We start from the raw sequence: 19432 nt of genomic DNA on the forward strand, positions 1-19432 counted from the left end.
TCTCTAAACTGTTAAAATTTGTTAACGTATCACCAACTCGGTGTCCCCTTTGACCAAACCCCTTGTGAAGCCCTATAAACATTGAAACAGTCAAAATTCGGTCGTTCCGCCCGACTCCACGATCAAATGCTAAATTCCGCAAGGGATTAAAACGTAAAACTCCTGCCAGGTTTACCTGAGCAGGAGTTTTTGCTTTTAAGACCGCTGAGCACTAGCGAAGGGAATTTTGCATTTGGAGGACTGAAGTTACTGCGGTGAAGCGAAGCTAGCCCGCCTTTTATGAGTTAAAAGTAAAAATTGATTAATGCGCATTACTCTTTCTAAAGTAAAAGAACATCCACCCCCGGCCCTTCCTTCGAAGGAAGGGAATTTTGCACTTACAGGACTGGAGTAACTGCAGCCATGCGCAATTGATTCTGAAAAAGTGATTACTGCTCAAATTGTCCTATCACCGTAAGCGTCTCTCCTTTATTAACCGGTGGAGTTCCCAAAATCAGTAACAGGAGTCCGTTTGCTTCAGCATATACAGTTTCTTTGATGTTACCAAAAAAATCGGTAATGTACCCTACTTCCATTCCTTTAACAACATAGTCCCCGGCCTTTTTAAGTGGATAAAAAATACCGGAAGCAGAACTCTCGGCATAGGTTCGTTCTGTAATGATATTCGCAGGATTTTGAGCAGCTTCTTTTGAATTTGATGTAAAATCAAGTTCCTGAAGCAAAGCCAGAACAGCTTGTTCTACCTGCTCAGCAGCTTGCATATCTGCTATACCCAACCTTCCACATTCGATGTCTATAGACGGAATTCCTCTTTTAAAAGCTTCAGCAGAAGTATATAAACTGGGCTTTTCCGCTTTCATATAGTCCTTTCCATCAGTATTAAACGTTACTATATGATCAAAACCAAGTGCCAATGCCATCCGCTTCCCGGTTGCTGAAATTTCCGGCATATTCGCATTGCGGTAATAGGCTCCATAGCTCATCAGATCTTCAGCAGCATCACCGGCGTGCATATCCAGAAAATAATCTACCCGATTAATAATGCTATTGGATATATAATAAGCAATTTGCTCACTCAAATTGCCATCCTTTTTTCCGGGAAACACGCGGTTCAGATTTTTATCATCTTCCGGCTTCATAAACGATTTTCGGTTTAAGAAGCTGTTCAAATTGGCTACCTGTACCAAAATAACCGTTCCTTTTAAGTTTTTGGGATCAATTGATTTTATAAGCCGTTGTGCCCCTAAAATAGGCGGATATTCGTACCCATGAACACCAGCCGTGATACCCAGCGTTTCTCCTGTTGTTGCCCCATTAAAAATAGTGATGGGTATAAAAGTGGATTCACCTGAATCTTCTACAGGTATTTTAAAATGAGCTTTGGTCCCTGCCGGGATTTCTGTTCCTTCAAATGTAAAAGAGCGCTGTCCAAAGCTGAATTGCGCAGAAATAAAAAGGATTAGGATTGTTATATATTTCATGATTTTTAATGTTTCAATTGTTTATTTAATAAGTGTCAAATTCCGGAAAATCGTCCCAGTCCTTTTCGTCTATGGAGTTTCCTTTAAAGAGATGGGGATAAAAGAATTCAGAAATTGCTTTGTGGTAGTTCTTTACTGCTTCGAGATAGTTGAGATGATCTTCCAGATCAGTTTCCGCTATGCGGTTAAAGGTATTTTGTAGCAGTAAACTGGGAATAAAATAACCGAGTTTTCTACTCACCTCCTGACGGTTTTCAAGCTTCTCAAAAAGCAGTTTTGAATCTTTACCGGCTTCCTGATCGGCGACATATTGCATCGCGTAATACCAGCCGTTACTGTACGCATCCTCAGGTATAGAATACGATCGGTATTGCGGATAAGCTCCGTAGAACGGTTCCATAGCCTCCCTTCTGGGCATATCCCATTTTTCGTGATAGGCTTCCCGCTGGGTTACGGTGGTTGAAAAGGCTTCAGGAATAGGTATGAAACGGTTAACCAGCACATTCCCTAATGCCGGAAGAAGCACTACCAGAAATAACCAGATCCCTAAAAGCGTGACGGCATTGTAGTTTGAATTTTTCTTAAGTAGCGTTAGCACATAAACCAACGCAAACCAAAAGAGTTCGTAACCTACAATCAATAAAAACACCAAACCAAAATCGCTATCAAAAGGCAGCCCGAGTAACCACAAAGCTGCAGTCAATAGAAGTACAGAAAGTCCCAAAACAGCCAGAAATCGCACTGAAAACTTCAAGAATATAATCCTGGAAAGCGAATACGGCTGTGAGGCCACTACTGCCCACACACCCGATTCCCGCTCTGAAGAAATCAGGTTAAAACACAGCGCAATGATGAGCAGCGGAATCAAAACCACAAACAAAAAGCTCAGGTCTAAATTCCCCGATAATAAGGTCATCGGGTTGGTGAGTTCTGTATCGTACAATTGCCCTTCAAGCGCGAGTATACGCAGCTTAAGACTGTAATTGTTTACATCACGTTGTCCTAAAGAAAAAGCAGCCCATGTGCCGGGATCGTTTTGCGTGTAATAAAACTGGTAATAGGTAAAATAGCTCAGATTATCAGAAAACAATCGCTTATTCTTAGACAACTCTAATTTCTGTATTTCCGCAATTTTCTCGATGGTTTCTTCCTGCTGGGATACGGTATTTTTTCCGTGGAAAATAGCATAGATCCCTATGATAAAAATCACTGCAAAGCCCAATATACTTATGGGATTGCGGGCAAAGTTTTTATACTCGGTTGCAAAGAGTTTAAAAAATGCTGTGTTCATTAGTATAATTTTATTTTTTTGAAACCAAAAGAAAACGACAACACGATAAGCATGAGCCAAAACACCAATGCCAGCAACGTGATCACATTATTAGACAAGGCCCAGAACAGCCCTCTGTTTTCATATTCAAAAGGGTCTCTTTCATTAAAACGCGCACTATTCAGGCGTTGGGTGCCACTTCGTTCGGCATCAACTTCATTCTTATGAAGTTCGTTGAAATACTGGGTTTGCCGGTATCTGTAATCTTCGGTTTGTTTCTGAAAATCGATGTAATGCGCCATATCGGTTCCCGTCGCAGCCATAGATAAATTGCGCACCATCAAATACGGATTGATAAACGATAAATAAGCTGCTATACTGTTTTGATTGGTGTAGGTAGCTATCAACTCATCAAAATGGCTTCGGTACAGTTCTGTAGTAACCCGCTCGCCTTCTGCCATTAAATGTCCGGCATAATTAAAGGGAAGGTCTTTAACGTCATCCACTCCATATTCCGCCAAAGTTTTTTCCCTAAAACTGGTATAATACGCATCATCCGGATCATGAGAATCGCCTACTTGCTCCAGGTCTTCGGTAATACGGGTCTCAAACTCCAATTTGGAGGGTGCGGGAAACAAAGCATAACCTACATTTTGCGCCATTTTGGGTAGAATAATTCCGCAAAGCATCCACAACAGAATCAATGATATAAGTGCTGCACCTCCACGCGAACTTTTAGCAGAAATAAGCACGGTTATCCACGAACAAATAAAGAAATACACCGTGTAAAGGGCCATTGCAAAAAGACTGCGCAACAACACGGCCGGAGTAATTGCTTCAGGATACGCCACAAACGCAATGCTAAAAATCAAAAGCATAGCTCCTATAAAAACTGTCGTGGTAAAACTGAAAATCCCCAGGGTTTTACCCCAAATAAGCCGCTTTGCACTTACGCCCTGGGCAAGCATGATCTTGAGCACGCCGTTGGCTTTTAAATCGGCAAGGGTTCCATAACCGATAAAAAAGATAAAGAGCGGCACCAGCAATTGTAAAATCAACGCCATGCTGAGTTCTCCAAAACGCAACATTCCGTTTGAAAATCCGGCCTCACTCAGGTTGACGGTGTTTTGCCGGTGTGCTTCCAGAAAAATGGAGTTTCCTGCAAAAGATTCAATCCCGAATTCAAAAAAACTCAGCGCAGGACGCTCTCTAAAAACCAGATATCCGTAGTGGGACACCCGGTGGGGATTGCGATCGGGCTGATTGACATAATCATCGTGCACCTGTTCCTGATAGGTCTCGCGTATGCTGTTCTGTTCTGCTGTGTTTTCCACCCCTATAAAGGCTGAAAACAACATCAGGACTGCAAAGACACCAATTAGCACCATGGCTGTTTTGGTCCTGATGATATTCTTCCATTCTACTGTTATAATATTCCTGATACTATTCATCTTCAAAATCTATATGTTGCTGTTGCTAAAAAGTTACGCGGCGCTCCCGGAAACAACCTGAGGTAATTTTGAGCCCCGACCCAGTAGGTTTTATCGGTCAGATTCTTAACCGCCAGATTGAGCTGGATGTTGCTGTTTTTGGGTGTAAAATAGACCGCCAGATCCAGTAAGGTATAGGCCGGCGTTTTAAAACTGCGGTCATAAGTAGGTACTTTGTCCCCGGAATGTTGTGCGCCAACACCTATTCCCAGTCCGTGTAGTTTTGAAGTACTCAAAAAGTTATAACGCGTCCACAAAGTAGCGGTTGTAATCGGCGTATTTTGCTTACGGGCGCCGATAAGCGCCGGATCATTGTCTTCAATAATCTTTGCATCATTGTAGCTAAAGGAGGCATACACCTGCCAGTTGGGCAATAAATAACCGGTAACATCCATCTCAAATCCCCTACTGCGCTCTGCTCCACGCGTGACTAAAGAATCTGGAGCGGATGGGACATTCGCATTAAGCAACAGGTTTTTCTGATTTATTTCAAAGAGTGCCGTATTGATGTGGAGCTTATTTTTCAGCAGGGTGATTTTGGCACCTACCTCTTTTAAATCACTTTCTAAAGGCTTAAATCTACTGGCCGAATCGTCGGTACTGCCGTAAAAATTTGCAGTATTTGACATAATAGTTACTGTATTCGATTGCGGTTGAAAGCCTTCCAGATAGGTTCCATACACATTGATCTGGTCATTAACGGTATAGGTTAGCCCTATACGCGGCAGCAGCGCCCTGTTGGTAAACGAAATTTCATCAACCTCACCCCGGTTGGTCACATCGCGGAACCATTCTTGTCTCAAACTGAATAAAAGATGGAAGCGCTTATACGTAAGCTGTTCCTGCAGATACGCCGCGTGGGTCTCGGTCAGTGCGGTAGGAAAAGCTGACCTTCCGTTAAAATTATAGTCGGTAAGGTTATTCAGGGTATTGTTAGGGTCTTCCAGATTGTAATGCGGCACATTAGGTCTGGGCAAGATCATCCCTTCGTAGGAATAGGTTTGATAGGCTGCGGCATTTGCAGGATCAAAAGCATTAGTTACCGAACCGTCATTCAACAGATAGCCCCGTGCCTGATTTTGTCCGCCGCCTTCTAATTTTGCCCAGCTGTGCAGATCATACCCCACCAGCAATTTGTGTTTGAATGCACCGGTATTGAAGTCAAAATTAAAATAGCTATTGACATTGTCTACACTCCACGACTGCTGACGGTGTATAAAACGCATCGCGGCCAGGGTGGATACAGGATTGTTATCGATATCAACTCCAAACCCATTTGTGGTGCGTCTTTCTTGTAAATCTTCTTTCCAGGTTTGCTTCATATAGGTCGTGGTAAAGCCTATCTGATCGGTAAATTGATGCGTGAGATTTCCGGTGATGATAAATTGTTTGGAGTTGAAAAAGTCATTGGGCGCACCCAGATTCAAACTTATGGGGGTACTGTTCAGATCGGTCACGCCGGCTTCGGCACCAAAAATAGGTTGACCGCGATCTAATTTCCCCTTCATATCGCTGTAGATCAGCTCGACGTTTATAGCGGTTTTTTCACTGGCTAAATAGGTAAACGAAGGCGATAATAACAACGAGGTATTATTGACGTTGTCGCGGTAGCTATTGGCTTCCACATAGGCACCGTTAAAACGGTAAAGCAAGGTTTTATCCTCATTCAACGGACCCGTAAAGTCTACAGCGGCCATAATCGTGCTAAAACTTCCGGTGGTGAATTTAACCTCGTTACGCTCCACATCCAGTGGCTTTTTGGTTACCAGATTGATACTTCCGCCGGGATCTACGCTTGAAAAAGTAGCACTTGCCGGACCTTTTATAACTTCAACCCGCTCCACATTGGCCAGCAACGGCTGCAAAAAATAAAACTGGCGGGTACGCATTCCGTTAATCAGTTGCCCCTCTTCATTCTGACTGATCCCACGGATGGAATATTGGTTGTAAAAACTGCTGGGCGAAACCCCACTCACGTTCTTCACAGCATCAGCGAGCTGTATGCCCTGCTGCTCGTCTATCAATTCTTTGGTCACCGTACTTATCGCCTGCGGAATATCTTTATTCAAGGTTGAAGTACGCGTTGCGGAGAATGAATAATCACTGGTATAAGTTTGCGCTTTTCGGCCTACAAGTTCAACCGCGTCGAGGGCAAAATTTTCAGCTTTAAGATAAATAGTAACAAAAGTAGAATCGGGATTGACCGTTGCTGTTTTATAGCCTAAATACGAAATTTCTAAGCTGCCGCTTCCATTTAAACGGAAGTTGCCCTCAAAATCGGTTACGGTACCTTGCTGGGTATTTTTGATTTGTACTGTGGCTCCCGGAATGGGAATATTTGTATCGGCATCTTTCACCTGCCCTTTAATTTGCTGCGCACTTGCTTCAGCAAAGACTAAAAAGCAAAAAGAAAATAGCAGTTGTTTTATGAAAATCATTGTATTGGAGTGTAGAAATTATTAAACGGTTTGTAGGTAAAGTTCTTCGAGCTCGTTTGCAGAAATGTCAGCGGCTTTGATTTGCGAGACAAAGTCGCCCGAGCGCAATATGCCTATACTATGAGCCACCTGCTTTGCCCTGAAAATATCGTGTGTCGCCATCAGAATTGCCGTACCAGAGTCTGAGAGTTGCCTGATGATCTTCGTAAATTCATTAGAAGCTTTAGGATCCAGACCACTGGTAGGTTCGTCCAGAAACAAGGCTTTTGCATGTTTACTTATCGCTATTGCGATCCCAACCTTTTGACGCATCCCTTTAGAATAGCCCCCCAGACGCTTATTATGCGCCTCTTCCTGTAAACCGGTTTTGAGTAAAAACGCGATGAGTTCAGTCTTGCTGTACTTAAAACCAGCCAGACTGGAGAAATACTCCAGATTTTCAATACCCGTAAGATTGGGATACAACATCACCGTTTCGGGGATATAGGCCAGGTAATTTTTAGATTCCTGAGGATGATCCTGAACGTTAACTCCGTTAATTAGGGTATTCCCTGAAGTAGGTTCTATAAAGCCCAGAAAAAGATTAATGGTAGTACTCTTCCCGGCTCCGTTTTGCCCCAGCAAACAGCAGATTTCCCCAGGATTGATTTGCAGATTGAGGTTGTTTAATGCCAAATGCGAGCCGTACCTCTTAGTAAGGTTAAGTGCTTGAATCATAAGTTTTATGTTTTATAGGTTGTAAGATTACAGACAGCAGCCGCTTCTGAGCAAAAGGCCTGAAGCAGCATAAACCCAAAGATTGAGCTCCTTGCAGTCTGATCAAATATTTTAAGTAAAAGGAAAAAGGAAGGATTTTAAACAGCACCTAAACCATAGGTGACATCACTCATTTTGTGATATCAAAACTCTTAGGTTGTATACAGGCTGCACTGTAAATTCAATAGTGTACGGACCAAAGCCTGTTCTATCAAAGGGCCGCTAGTAAATAATCAGGTGCAAAATTGCTTAAATCCTTAAACGAAAATGTACTGTACACTCCCAGACCTCAACCAAAGATTGAATGGTTTTCAGCAAAGCCGGAAATCAAAAAAAGACGTAACAGTACTTAGGAAACCACCGGAGGCGGCTTATTGAATAAATAGGAAAACTTTAAAAGCCTGAGGGCAGGTTCATTATAAACGTTATCAACTTCAACAGCCTGCAAGGCTTCAAAATGAATGTAATTATGCGTTAAAGCTTCTGGTGTCGTGGTCAGTGGAGTTCCCTGATCGCTGGCAACTACCATATGGCAGTACTTACAATCAACTACTTCCTGCTGATCTTCAAAAACGTGAACAAAGGTATGCACATTTAAAATCCGCAGGAGGGCAAATGCCGCCAAAAAGAAAATCGGGATAATATGTGCGTTACGCTTTTTGAACATTGCGGCAAATATACCCTTAGTTTAGTACAGACAAAAGACTTTTTAAACCGAAAGTGCTGGTTTAGGTTTAAAAAAATATAAACTACTTGAAAGGTGCAGTTTACATAGTTGTTTATGGGTGTCTAAAATTTTAAGTATAGAAATATAACACATATACTTAGAATATCTTAAGAGGTTCTGTTGCTTTTAATTTCTAATTGAATAGCAATAATCAGTTTTAAATGTTAAAGTTTGCTTTTCTTACATTTCTCATCTTTAAGCAAACGGAGTTATACCTGAAGAATTGGAGCCACTGAGTTAAAACCAAACTAGCCCCTATGCGTAGTTAAAAGTCAGGGACCTAAGTAGTAATATCCATCCCCAGCCCTTCCTTCGAAGGAAGGAGTTTTATTAAAAATGACACCTTTTCTTACGAAGGAAATTTTGTATTTGCAAGACTTGAATCATTCTGCGAAGTGAAGCTAGTGAGCTTCTTCAATTAAAAGTTTAAAGATTTAGCAATACAAATAAACTAGGTATAATCATCAAATTAAAAGGTAAATTTTAAAGTGGCTAACACCTGCGATGGCCGTAATCGATAACTACTTTGAACATAATAATATTGATTATTGTAGGCTTTGGTGAATGCATCAGTATTCAAGATATTTTGCCAATTGATGTTTAAATCCATTTTTGGCTTTGAGAATGTAAACTGATAGCCCAGGTTCACAAAATAATTATCCCCGTTTTCAGATAACGAATTTTCATAATATTCACCACTCACACTTAAATACTGATTTTCCTTTGGATAAAAATAAAGATCTATCATGTGTTGTTGTGTTTCTATTTGCTGAAAATCACGTTCTCCAAACCCAGAAGTATAAGTTGAACTCGTACCTGAATAATTAGCAATTAGCCAACTCGAAATCTCAGCATCCACGCTTCCTCGAAGCGTAAAACTTCGAGTTTTAACCTCAGCCATCGTATTATTTAAAAGCTGTTGCCGCTTTAATAAATTATAGGAAGTATTCAGTTTGAATGTGGTCTTTAGTTTTCTAAAATACTTACTTCCACCTGCACTAAAGCTATGATTATCAAAACTATTATCGCGAGCCACCGCTTCTAAAATTGTTCTTCCATTTTCACCTATATTAGAACTGTATAGCAAGTTATTTTCAGTAAAATTATAGGAATACGATGCATCTAAAAATAATTGCTTTAACGGATTTCGGTAATTCAGTCCTCCACTATAATTTTGTTGCGTTTCTTCGGAAATTGGTGCGTTGTAACGGTTTAAATTTCGATAGCCATTCAGTAAAAAACCATAATATAGTTGCTGAAGTTTGCCAAAATCATAACTCAATCCTGCTGAAGCATTTGCATCCCAAAAAGCTGAAAGCTTTTTTTTTACATAAAAATAGGGTTCAAAAACCAGTCGATCTAAACCTCTTTGCTCTTCAAAATTCTCGTCCTCTAGCCGAAAACTCTTAAATTCAAGCGGCGTACTTAAACTTAAATTCCATGTTTCATCCTTACTTTCAAAACTAACAGCGTTTTTAAAATAAACCGAAGATTCTACAAATTGGTTTCTGTTTTTAAAATCTGAATCTAAAACCTCCTCGCCATTTTCCAAAAAAATATCGGTGTCTAGTTGCTGATTTTGGATTGAAAATCCAAATTTTGGAGATAGGGTAAATTTGCCAAGCGCCTTGGTAAAACCTGCTGAATTATCAGTATATATTTTCTTTGATGAAACCAGTTGCCGAATTTCCCCATAAGGATCACCATCATTAAAAATAGCTTCAAATTGGCCTGGCTGCACTAAAAGATCCTGATTGGTTGCAGTAAAACCGGTATTGGAATCAAAAGTGATTAATTGTTTCCCTAAAGTTCTAAGCAGGCGTAGATCGTTTTTAATTCCAAAGAAAGGATTATCAAGCTGTTGTTTTATTTGTGCATCGGGACGATCGATAAAGCCGCGATTCGCATTCCAAAATCCATTAAATTCTAATTGATTTTTCAGGTAATTTTTATCAGCATTGTTTTCAAAAGTGAGCTGTCCCTCCAGTTTGCTTACAAAAATAGCATTATTGGTATTTTCGATCACATCGATCGTATCTGTAGGTGTAAAGTATCGAGTTTGCGTACTCCCATCCTGCTGCTGATAATCATTTAGATAAGAAATATTCAGTTTTAGATCCAAATCCTCCTTAATATGCTGTAAAATATTTAGTGAACCTAAATGTATATTGTTATCCAACCAGCGTTCCGCTCGAAATGGAGGCTCTGATACATTCTGGATCGAAAGCCAATCCGTTTTATCGATATCAAATTCGGACCCAGAATGTTTGATCGAAAAATTGCGAATCTCCCCCGAAACGTCGTTTCCGGTATTATTGCTTTGGTAGGTAACGATCGCCTGTCGCTTTTTGGTAAAAATCATAGGCGTCACATTTGTTTTCCAAAGCAAAGGCGCAGCACCCATACCAGCGGTAGCCGTTCCGCTTAGTGTTACATCCTTTTTCAGCTTGATATTTATAGAAGAACGCTCTGAAAACTCTAAACTATCCAAAACTTTTACGGGCTGATGGTTTTCCAGGATCTCGACTTTAGAAACCGCCTCTACAGAAAGGTTATTATTTGCCAAACTGTATCTTCCCTCCAATAAGTTTAAACCTTCGATATAATAGTTCTGGATGGGCTCATTTTTATAATAAATCTGCCCGTTTGGCCGAATATCTATTCCTGGTAATTTCTTTAAAACATCAGCGATCACCCGGTCGTTTTTACCTTTAAAGGCTGCTACTGAAAAACTAAGCGTATCACCACGTTGCTGAATAATTTCAGATTTAACAAGCACTTCTTTTAAAGATTGTGAAGAAGGCGAAAGCTTAACATTTAGTGCCTGTGCTTCATTCCCGATTGTTTTCTTAAACGTTTCAAAACCCAGGTATGACACTTTCAAAAACAGAGAATCACGATCTGTTTCAACTGCTATTTTAAATTTTCCATCTACATCTGAAATAGCATAAGCTAATATCGAAGAAACAGAATCTTTACTGATCAATACTGTTGCTCCACTAAGTTTTTCATTTTGATGGTCAAAAACCTGTCCTGTAATTTCTTTTTGAGAATAACCCGTAAAAACGACGAATATCAATATTAGGAAAAGAAAAAACTGTTTAGAATTATTCAATATTTTTTGATTGATGAGGATTTGTTATTGCTGAAGTTCAATAGGATTATTTCGCTCCTTATACTTTTTAGTGAGTTCTTTCTTTTGTTTAGCTTCATCCTCTTCGCTCCAACCAAATTTGACACCTGCCTTTTGCATGGTACCAATGGGATCTCGATTATAATCGTCCCGAACCTGATCAAGTTCTTCCTGAGAAACAGTTTTGTAGTTATCTAGATTCAATAGTTTCTTTATCGGTGTTTTTAACTCCTGAAATCCTGTTAAACTAAAATGATACTGATTTTTCAGGTCTGAAATCTCTACAATGAGACCAGGTAAACCACTAAATTTATAAGGTCCGTCTAAAAATGGTAATTCCGGAGCAAACCAGGCTACATAATTTCTACCGGCAAAGGAGCCTAGACCCTTTTGAACGTTAAAACCTAATATCTCTTTATTTTCTGGCTGAATTTTCCAATCGATTGTTTTTAGATCTTGTATATATTTCAATTCATATTGGAATACCTTTTCAGCTAAAATAAGTTCATTCTCCTGATAATCTTTGAAGATCGTGTATTTAAAACTGGTCATTTGATTGTACTCATCCATCCTCATCATTACAGGATTTGTCATATTCTCTAAAGAATCTTTAACCGCTTTACCCAAACTGGAATATCGCGAGTGGCCTTTGCCTAAATAAAGGACACCTGTTTCAGATTTTATGGAATTTGTATCGGTAGAATCTTCCTGATATTCTAAACGATAAGTAGCTTTATACGTATAGGATTTTTGTGCCTGTAAATTCCCTAAACTAAGGAAAAGCAAAGCGATTATAAGTTTTCTCATATTTAAAGTTCTATAGAATTATTCTTTTTTGCCAATTCTGCTTGATGTTTTCTTGAATTATTTTTTTCTCATTGTCTTACCGCCCTCACCAACAAGCTTATTGATTTGAATAATAGTTAGCAAGTTCTTCAAAACTATCAAGAAGGTACAGTTCAACAGTTACTCTAATATCTTAAGATCAAATCCAATTCACTAATCCATTTGAACATAATTCAATTCAAAAGCCTGGTTATTCCTAATCGTAAATTTTCCACACCAGCCCAATCGTGTTTTTCTAAACAGAATACAGCACGGAATAAAAAAAGTAGCTAGAACCAAGAAAAACATAAGTAGCGGAATTAATAAAACAATGGTATTTCTTGTAATATTCAAATATGCTCCTGTTCGCTCTTCTTCACCTATCTTCTCCTCTTGTTCCCTCTCAACTTCAGCATTAAAGCTTCCCTTTTTTTCAGAAATAAACTCTTTATAATCTTTAAATGCTAAATACTTCAAAAGTCCCTTTACTACTTCGACCTGAGCTATATTGATATCTCCTGCCGTATTTTTTAGAGCCAGATTGTAATAGTTCCGCAAACTCTTTTCTCCTATTTGTATTCCAGATTGCTCATACAATGCTACCGAAATCTCTAAAGCACGAGCGCTCTTAGAAGGTTTCTTATTTCCTTTAAGCTCTTCTTCTTTTTCTGCACGTTCAAAAGCGTTTACAATAAGTTTTCTATGACTCATTTTTCAGTTTGAATTCCCTATTAAAATCACTAGAAACTTTCAGGATTTTCCTTTTCCAAAATATTTCCAGAAGCTTTCCTGTCCTCTTCCAACACCTGTATCAAAATCCCGGTTTATTTGCTGCATAAATCAATCAAACTCCTTGTGCATAGGGTATTAAAAGCTGCTTGATTTAAAAAAAGCTGTGTTAGTAGCTGTAGATCTTACGATTGAGAAGTAGTTAAACTGCTTCTACTACACAGTACTTCTCACCCAAAGAGAGACGTCTCTTTCTTTTTAATGACGGAAAACTTCCGTCTGCAATCCTCTTTAAAAACAACAGACAGCCACAGGTATGTCTGACCCTAAAAACATACAAAATGAAAAAAATACCTCTTATTAGCCTTACGGTTTTCCTTACTCTGAGTATTTATGCGTGTAATCCAGATAAGTTAGAAGAAGAATTATCCTCACCACAAGCCTGTTGTGGCGAAATACCCCCTATGGTTCCGCCAATTCCAATTAAGGATAGCATACCGCCAAATAATTAATTTAATAGTATTTTTGAGGAATGAAAAACACCCATCTTTCATTCCTCTTTTTAGTGTTTTCATTTATTCAGTTTCCGGCTATAGGACAACAGGCTATCAATAAAGACACTACAGTCGCCAACTATTACAAGGTTTTACTCAACCCCTCTAATCCATCGACCTATAACGAAGCGATACGCTATTATACAAACGCCTACCAGAAGAACCTCAAACAAAAAAAATATACTCAAGCAATTTATAACTTAGAACTTCTGGCAATCGGTAAATTTAATATTGGTGCTTATAATGATTCTGAAACTTTACTGGTAGCGGCCTTAAAACTTACCAAAAAGGATACTGCACGATCAACAACTGCAACCCGTAAACGCATTTATTACCAGTTAAGCCTACTCTATAAAAACCTGAAAGCCTACGATAAAAGTTTGGCGTTACAACGAAGCAGTCTGGCTCACGCAGAAACCGGAACGGACAGCGCACAGATCATGATCACTATTTCAAATGTACTTAGAGAACAACAGGCGTATGCTCCTGCATCAGATACTTTAAAATATGCATTTAAAATGCTTAAAAATATTGAGTCAAATTATCTAAAAGCTTACATTCTAGACAATCTGGGATACACGGAATTACTAGCCAAAAACGATTTTAGCCTCGTGCATCTTCACGAATCCCTTGCATTACGAAAAAAACTAAACGACCCTCACGGACTTTTTTCTAACTACCGGCATTTATCCTTATATCATAAGCAAGCTGATAATTTAGATAGTGCCAATACTTACGCCATGCAGGCATTAGAACTGTCTTACCAAATAGAAGATCCTGAATATGAGCACGAAGCTTTAGGAATTCTTGTAAATCTAAAAAGCGATACGCTTGCACAGCGTTTTAAGTTTTTAAGCGATAGCATCAACACGGTTAAACAAGCCAACCGGAATACGTATGCAGCGATGGAGTATGATGTGGAGCAAGAACAGCAAAAAACACAGCAGGCAATGCTGGAAAATGAACGTCAAAAACGGATAAACACTTTATATCTTTCCGGAATTGTTTTGCTACTCGTGATGGGTACAGGTGGGCTTGTATGGATGCAGCAACGTAAAAAAACACGCTTGCTCAAAACGATCAGGCAGACCGAAGCTTCCATTTCAAAAAAAGTACACGACGGTCTTGCTAATGATACCTTTCAGGTACTTTCTGAATTGCAGAACCTCAATAGCGTACCCGAGCATATTTTAGAACGGTTAGATAAAATTTATATTGAAACCCGAAACATCTCTAAAGACCACAGTCCGCTGATCGAAGGTGCTAATTTTAAAGATCAACTAACGAGCCGTTTAAATTCGTATAAGACAGAAGAGCTGTCTATCATTACCCGAAATTTAGATCAGATAGATTGGACGGTGTTTAGTCAGCTAAAAAAAGATACCATCTATATGGTGCTTGGCGAACTGCTTACAAACGCAAAAAAACACAGCGAAGCCAGCTTGATCTTGCTTTCTTTTGAAACTAAAAACAAACATTTACATATAAATTACAGTGATAACGGCATTGGAGGACCAGTAATCAAAGGAAATGGTATGCAGAATATGGAATTCCGTATTCGGGCAATAAAAGGAACTATTAATTTTGAATCAGAATCTAACAAAGGGTTTAAAGTTCAAATAGTATTATGATGTTTAGAAAAGTTTTAATCGCTGAAGATTTGGGTTGGAATACCCGCAATATTGAAGAAGAAGTTAAACGATTAGGGGCTCAGGAAGTTGTGGTCACAGAGTATTGTGATGATGCCTATATCAAGTTTTTAAGAGCTTTGAATGATGAAGACCCTTTTGATCTTTTGATCTCAGATCTTTCGTTTAAAGAAGACCACCGCACCCAAAAATTAAAAAGTGGGGATGAACTCATCTCTGCTGTGCGCAAATACCAGAAAAATCTCAACATCATCGTTTTTTCTATGGAAGAGCGCCTGCAGCGCATCCGTTTTTTATTTGAAGAACTCAAGATCAATGCATACGTTTTTAAAAGCCGGCAAAGCATTAACCATTTATCTGCTGCACTAGATGCTATAACTAACAACAAACCTTACATCTCACATCAGGTCGCTAAAGCTCTAGAAAAACGACACAGCCTTGACATTGAGGATTATGATTTTATTCTTCTTAAGAAACTGTCTTCTGGCTTGTCAAACAAAGAAGTAAGCGATTATTTTAAGGAACATGATATTTCCCCAAACGGAATCAGCTCTATAGAAAAGCGCATCAACCGCTTACGCATTCAGTTTAAAGCAAATAATGCCGTTCACCTCATCTCCAATGCTAAAGACCTGGGACTTATATAGTTTTCAGTTAAAAAAAATCTGAATTGAAAAAGGGAAACGCTTATCAGTTCAAGATGTTATTCTGAGCTTTTATTAGGGCTTTCAGTTATAGCTCGCTTAAAGGTTAGAAAAACACCTCTCGCGATCGCCTTCATCCAAGTCCTTCTCCCCGATTGCAATGCCTGAACATTCTAGGTTGATCCTTGAGTACATCCCTTTAAATCATCTTTTTAAGGGATGTTTTTATTTAGAACTCATAATAGCTCAAGCACTCCTGATAACTTTCGGGAAGAGCGATCACCTATAATGTATTCAACGCTTACCTGTTTTAGCTAAACTTAATTTAAACGTTACCTATTTAATCTCAAGGTTATATTTCTTAGTAAAAGCTTTTACTTCTTAAGTTTTAGATAATCTTACCATAAACTAGTTCTATACAAGAAACAGTTCATTTGCACCACAATTCTGTTTAACCTCTAAAACTAAGCCTATACGACTGATTTTTTTGAATTAGCCCAAAACTTAAAGCCCGTTTCTGTTGCAGCAGAAACGGGGTCTTTAAATAAAACTACAGTACAAATCCATAGTTTAATTCTGATGATTAACAAAATACTCAATTATTTTACATTACAAGTGCGTGTGCCTAAAATTCTGGTTGCATTCGCCATTTTAGTATTCTCTTACAGCTTACAGGCTACTACATTACGAGCCGATGATGTTACACAACAAACACTAACCGGAACCATTTTAGACCATACCGGAATGCCCCTACCCGGAGCTTCTGTTATGCAGGTAAATACCACTAACGGTGCCTCTACAGATTTTGACGGGAACTTTGAATTAACCGTTTCTGAACTTCCGGTTGAACTTAAAATCTCTTATGTAGGTTTTAAACCTCAAACACTAACTATTGAATCTTTGGATGCCATCACTATACAACTTCAACAAGACGATAATGCGCTTGATGAAGTGGTTATTACCGGATATGGTGAGCAATCTAGACGAAATGTAACAGGCTCTATTGCTTCTATAAATCCTGAAGAAATTACTGCCATACCTACTGCTGACGTAACAGAAATGCTTGAAGGACGACTTCCGGGTGTACAAATTATGAGCGATAACAGTCCGGGTGGAGGGACCTCTATCCGCGTGCGCGGTTTTGGTACGATCAACAACAATGATCCTCTAGTTGTTATTGACGGAGTACCGGTTTCAAACGGCCTGAACGGAATAAACCCTTCAGATATTGAAACCATTCAGGTGCTTAAAGACGCTGCATCTTCTTCTATATACGGTTCGCGTGCTGCAAATGGTGTGGTTGTAGTGACTACTAAAAAAGGAAGCAAAAACGGAAGTTACGCTATCAGCCTGGATGCCTATTACGGGGTGCAGTCTTCTTTCAACCTTCCTAGAATGCTAAATGCTCAACAATATGGTGATGCGTTATGGCAGGCTTTTAAAAATGACGGCCAAACACCAGCAAGTGATGTGTATGGCAACGATCCTGACAATCCGGTAATTCCACAATGGCTTGATGCAGATCAGACCATACCAAGCGGTAACGTAGATTGGATAGATGCGATTATGCAAGCGGCACCGGTACAGTCTTACAACATCTCAATGTCTAAAGGTGATGAAAAAGCACAACACGCTTTTTCTATAGGGTATTTTAACCAGGAAGGTATCATTAAAGATACTGGTTTTGAACGGGTCTCAGCGCGATTCAACTCAAGCTACAAGATTATGGACATTGTAACTGTGGGTGAAAACTTTACCGCTTCCTATAAAGAACGTGTTTCAGTAGGTACTAACAGCTCCTTAGGTTCTATTGTTTACAATGCGTTACAATTTCCTTCTATCGTTCCTATCAAAGATATCAATGGTAATTATGGTGGTAATCCTATCAATGATATTTCTAATCCCTTAGGAAGCCTTAACCGCTCTAAAGACAATAAGCAAAAAAGCATTCAGGCTTTAGGTAATGTTTTTGCTGAAGTCGCTATCAGTGATTTTACAGCGCGTACTTCTTTAGGTATAGATTATCAAGCGAATAACAGACGTAGCTTCTCTCCGCTGTATAACGAGATTTTATCTCAAAATCTTGTGAATTCTTTGAGCACCAGCAACAGTTTCAATTACCAGATGACCTGGACTAACACGCTTAACTATTCAAAGAAAATAGATTTAAACAATCTGGAAGTTTTAGTAGGTCAGGAGGCTATTAAATATTATTACGAGGGCTTTGATGCCTCACGTCAAAACTTCTTATATGAAGATCCTAACTTCCGTTATTTGAGTTTTGGAACAGAAAATCAGCTAAATTCAGGGTCTGCTAATGAGTGGGCGCTTAACTCCTATTTTGGTCAGGTTAAATACGACTATGATCAGAAGTATTTATTTACTGCTACGGTACGTCGTGATGGGACTTCTAAGCTTGCTAACAACAATTGGGGTACCTTTCCTGCATTTTCTGCAGGATGGCGTTTAGACCGTGAAGATTTCTTTGACCTGGGAGATGCATTCTCGTCCTTCTTAATTCGTGGAAGCTGGGGGCAAACCGGTAACCAGCAAGTACCTTCTTACTCTACAGTAGATAGCTACAGAAACAACAATGCAAATTCTGATTATGGAATTGGTGGAGGTCAGAACAATGTGAATACCGGTCTTACTCAGACTCGTGTTCCTAATGCTGATCTGGAATGGGAAACTTCAACACAAACCACATTTGGGGTTGACCTTGGGTTTTTCAATAATAAGCTGCAATTAACTGCTGAGTATTTCAATAAAAAAACCGAAGACATTCTAGTTTACAACATCATTCCGTTGACTTATGGCGGTACTAATGACGGTCAATGGATTAATGATGGGGAGATGAAAAACCACGGTTTTGAATTAGATCTTTCATACGCTGATAAACACGGAGACTTTGGGTACAATGTTGCGTTAAACGCAACAGCTTATAAAAACGAGCTTACCCAATTGAACAGCGTTCCTTATCTGGGAATACCAAGCTCTACTTTACACAGTGTAAACTTTGATCAGGAAGTATCCAGAAGTGCCGTAGGTCAGGCTATCGGTTCATTTTACGGGCACGTTGCTTCTGGAATTTTTCAAAGCGAACAGGAAGTTTTAGATTACGGTCTTCAGCCTAATGCACAACCGGGAGATCTACGCTTTGAAGATGTTAATGGCGATGGGGTTATTGACAGTGACGACCGTACATTTATAGGTTCTCCGCATCCAGATGTACTGCTAGGACTCAATTTAAACTTCACGTATAAGAACTTTGACCTGGGGATGTTCTTTAATGGAAGCTTTGGTAACGATCTATACAATCTCACCAAATACAAAACACAGTTCTTCAATCAGGCGGCTTACAACAAAGACAGCGCTGTTTTAAATGCATGGACCCCGGAAAATACGGGATCTTCTATTCCCAGATTATCGCTTGATGATCCTAATAACAACATCAGACCTTCATCGTATTATGTAGAGGACGGGTCTTACTTCAAATTGCAAAATATGCAGATCGGCTACACCTTTGAACCAGAAGAGTTATTGGGTGTTAAACTAAGAGTATTTGGGCAAGCTACCAATTTGTTTACCCTTACTAATTATAGCGGTATGAATCCACAAATAGGTTTGCAGAACTATTCGTCTAGCAACCGGAATTTAGACATTGGTGTAGATCGTGGAATTTACCCTCCATCTCGCACATTCACTCTGGGAATCAACGCAACATTTTAAAAATGAT

Annotated in this window: 13 protein-coding genes; 4 read left to right on the forward strand and 9 right to left on the reverse strand. The window is 39.3% G+C overall.

The genetic code is table 11. The features are described from left to right. Window positions 1-428: 428 nt before the first annotated feature. The 9 genes from DSM03_RS12280 to DSM03_RS12320 all read right to left on the reverse strand — a co-directional run bounded on the left by DSM03_RS12280 (window position 429) and on the right by DSM03_RS12320 (window position 12831). Window positions 429-1481, reverse strand: a complete 1053-nt coding sequence (locus DSM03_RS12280) for a succinylglutamate desuccinylase/aspartoacylase family protein (RefSeq protein ID WP_128762073.1) — start codon at window positions 1479-1481, stop codon at window positions 429-431. A gap of 25 nt (window positions 1482-1506) precedes the next feature. Beyond that, a complete protein-coding gene (locus tag DSM03_RS12285) occupies window positions 1507-2772 on the reverse strand; it encodes an ABC transporter permease (RefSeq protein WP_128762072.1) in 1266 nt (421 codons plus the stop codon). Further along, window positions 2772-4202: an ABC transporter permease gene (locus DSM03_RS12290; protein ID WP_128762071.1), complete on the reverse strand. Its 1431-nt coding sequence runs from the start codon at window positions 4200-4202 to the stop codon at window positions 2772-2774. Before DSM03_RS12290 ends, DSM03_RS12285 begins: the two co-directional genes overlap by 1 nt. 2 nt (window positions 4203-4204) lie before the next feature. After that, on the reverse strand, window positions 4205-6679 hold the full coding sequence (locus tag DSM03_RS12295; protein ID WP_128762070.1) for a TonB-dependent siderophore receptor: 2475 nt from the start codon (window positions 6677-6679) through the stop codon (window positions 4205-4207). A gap of 21 nt (window positions 6680-6700) precedes the next feature. Continuing rightward, window positions 6701-7396: an ABC transporter ATP-binding protein gene (locus DSM03_RS12300; RefSeq protein ID WP_128762069.1), complete on the reverse strand. Its 696-nt coding sequence runs from the start codon at window positions 7394-7396 to the stop codon at window positions 6701-6703. Window positions 7397-7784: 388 nt separating this feature from the next. Beyond that, a complete protein-coding gene (locus tag DSM03_RS12305; protein WP_128762068.1) occupies window positions 7785-8102 on the reverse strand; it encodes a hypothetical protein in 318 nt (105 codons plus the stop codon). Window positions 8103-8631: 529 nt separating this feature from the next. After that, window positions 8632-11277, reverse strand: a complete 2646-nt coding sequence (locus tag DSM03_RS12310; RefSeq protein WP_128762067.1) for a carboxypeptidase-like regulatory domain-containing protein — start codon at window positions 11275-11277, stop codon at window positions 8632-8634. Between the two features lie 24 nt (window positions 11278-11301). Continuing rightward, window positions 11302-12102: a GLPGLI family protein gene (locus tag DSM03_RS12315; RefSeq protein ID WP_128762066.1), complete on the reverse strand. Its 801-nt coding sequence runs from the start codon at window positions 12100-12102 to the stop codon at window positions 11302-11304. 192 nt (window positions 12103-12294) lie between these two features. Then, a complete protein-coding gene (locus DSM03_RS12320; protein ID WP_128762065.1) occupies window positions 12295-12831 on the reverse strand; it encodes a hypothetical protein in 537 nt (178 codons plus the stop codon). A gap of 359 nt (window positions 12832-13190) precedes the next feature. Between DSM03_RS12320 and DSM03_RS19045 the strand changes: the two genes are divergently transcribed. The 4 genes from DSM03_RS19045 (at window position 13191) to DSM03_RS12335 (ending at window position 19425) form a co-directional block, all read left to right on the forward strand. Next, window positions 13191-13361 (forward strand): hypothetical protein, encoded by a 171-nt coding sequence (locus DSM03_RS19045; protein WP_201740435.1) that lies wholly within the window; start codon window positions 13191-13193, stop codon window positions 13359-13361. 20 nt (window positions 13362-13381) lie between these two features. Then, a complete protein-coding gene (locus DSM03_RS12325; RefSeq protein ID WP_128763171.1) occupies window positions 13382-15034 on the forward strand; it encodes a tetratricopeptide repeat-containing sensor histidine kinase in 1653 nt (550 codons plus the stop codon). Continuing rightward, window positions 15031-15699 carry a helix-turn-helix domain-containing protein gene (locus DSM03_RS12330; RefSeq protein ID WP_236638889.1) on the forward strand — a complete coding sequence of 223 codons (669 nt, stop codon included), beginning with the start codon at window positions 15031-15033 and terminating at the stop codon, window positions 15697-15699. The genes DSM03_RS12325 and DSM03_RS12330 overlap by 4 nt, the downstream gene beginning before the upstream one ends. A 576-nt stretch (window positions 15700-16275) precedes the next feature. Next, a complete protein-coding gene (locus DSM03_RS12335) occupies window positions 16276-19425 on the forward strand; it encodes a SusC/RagA family TonB-linked outer membrane protein (RefSeq protein ID WP_128763172.1) in 3150 nt (1049 codons plus the stop codon). Window positions 19426-19432: the final 7 nt, after the last annotated feature.

Source organism: Leeuwenhoekiella aestuarii, from assembly GCF_004104055.1.
Classification (GTDB): Bacteria; Bacteroidota; Bacteroidia; order Flavobacteriales; family Flavobacteriaceae; genus Leeuwenhoekiella; species Leeuwenhoekiella aestuarii.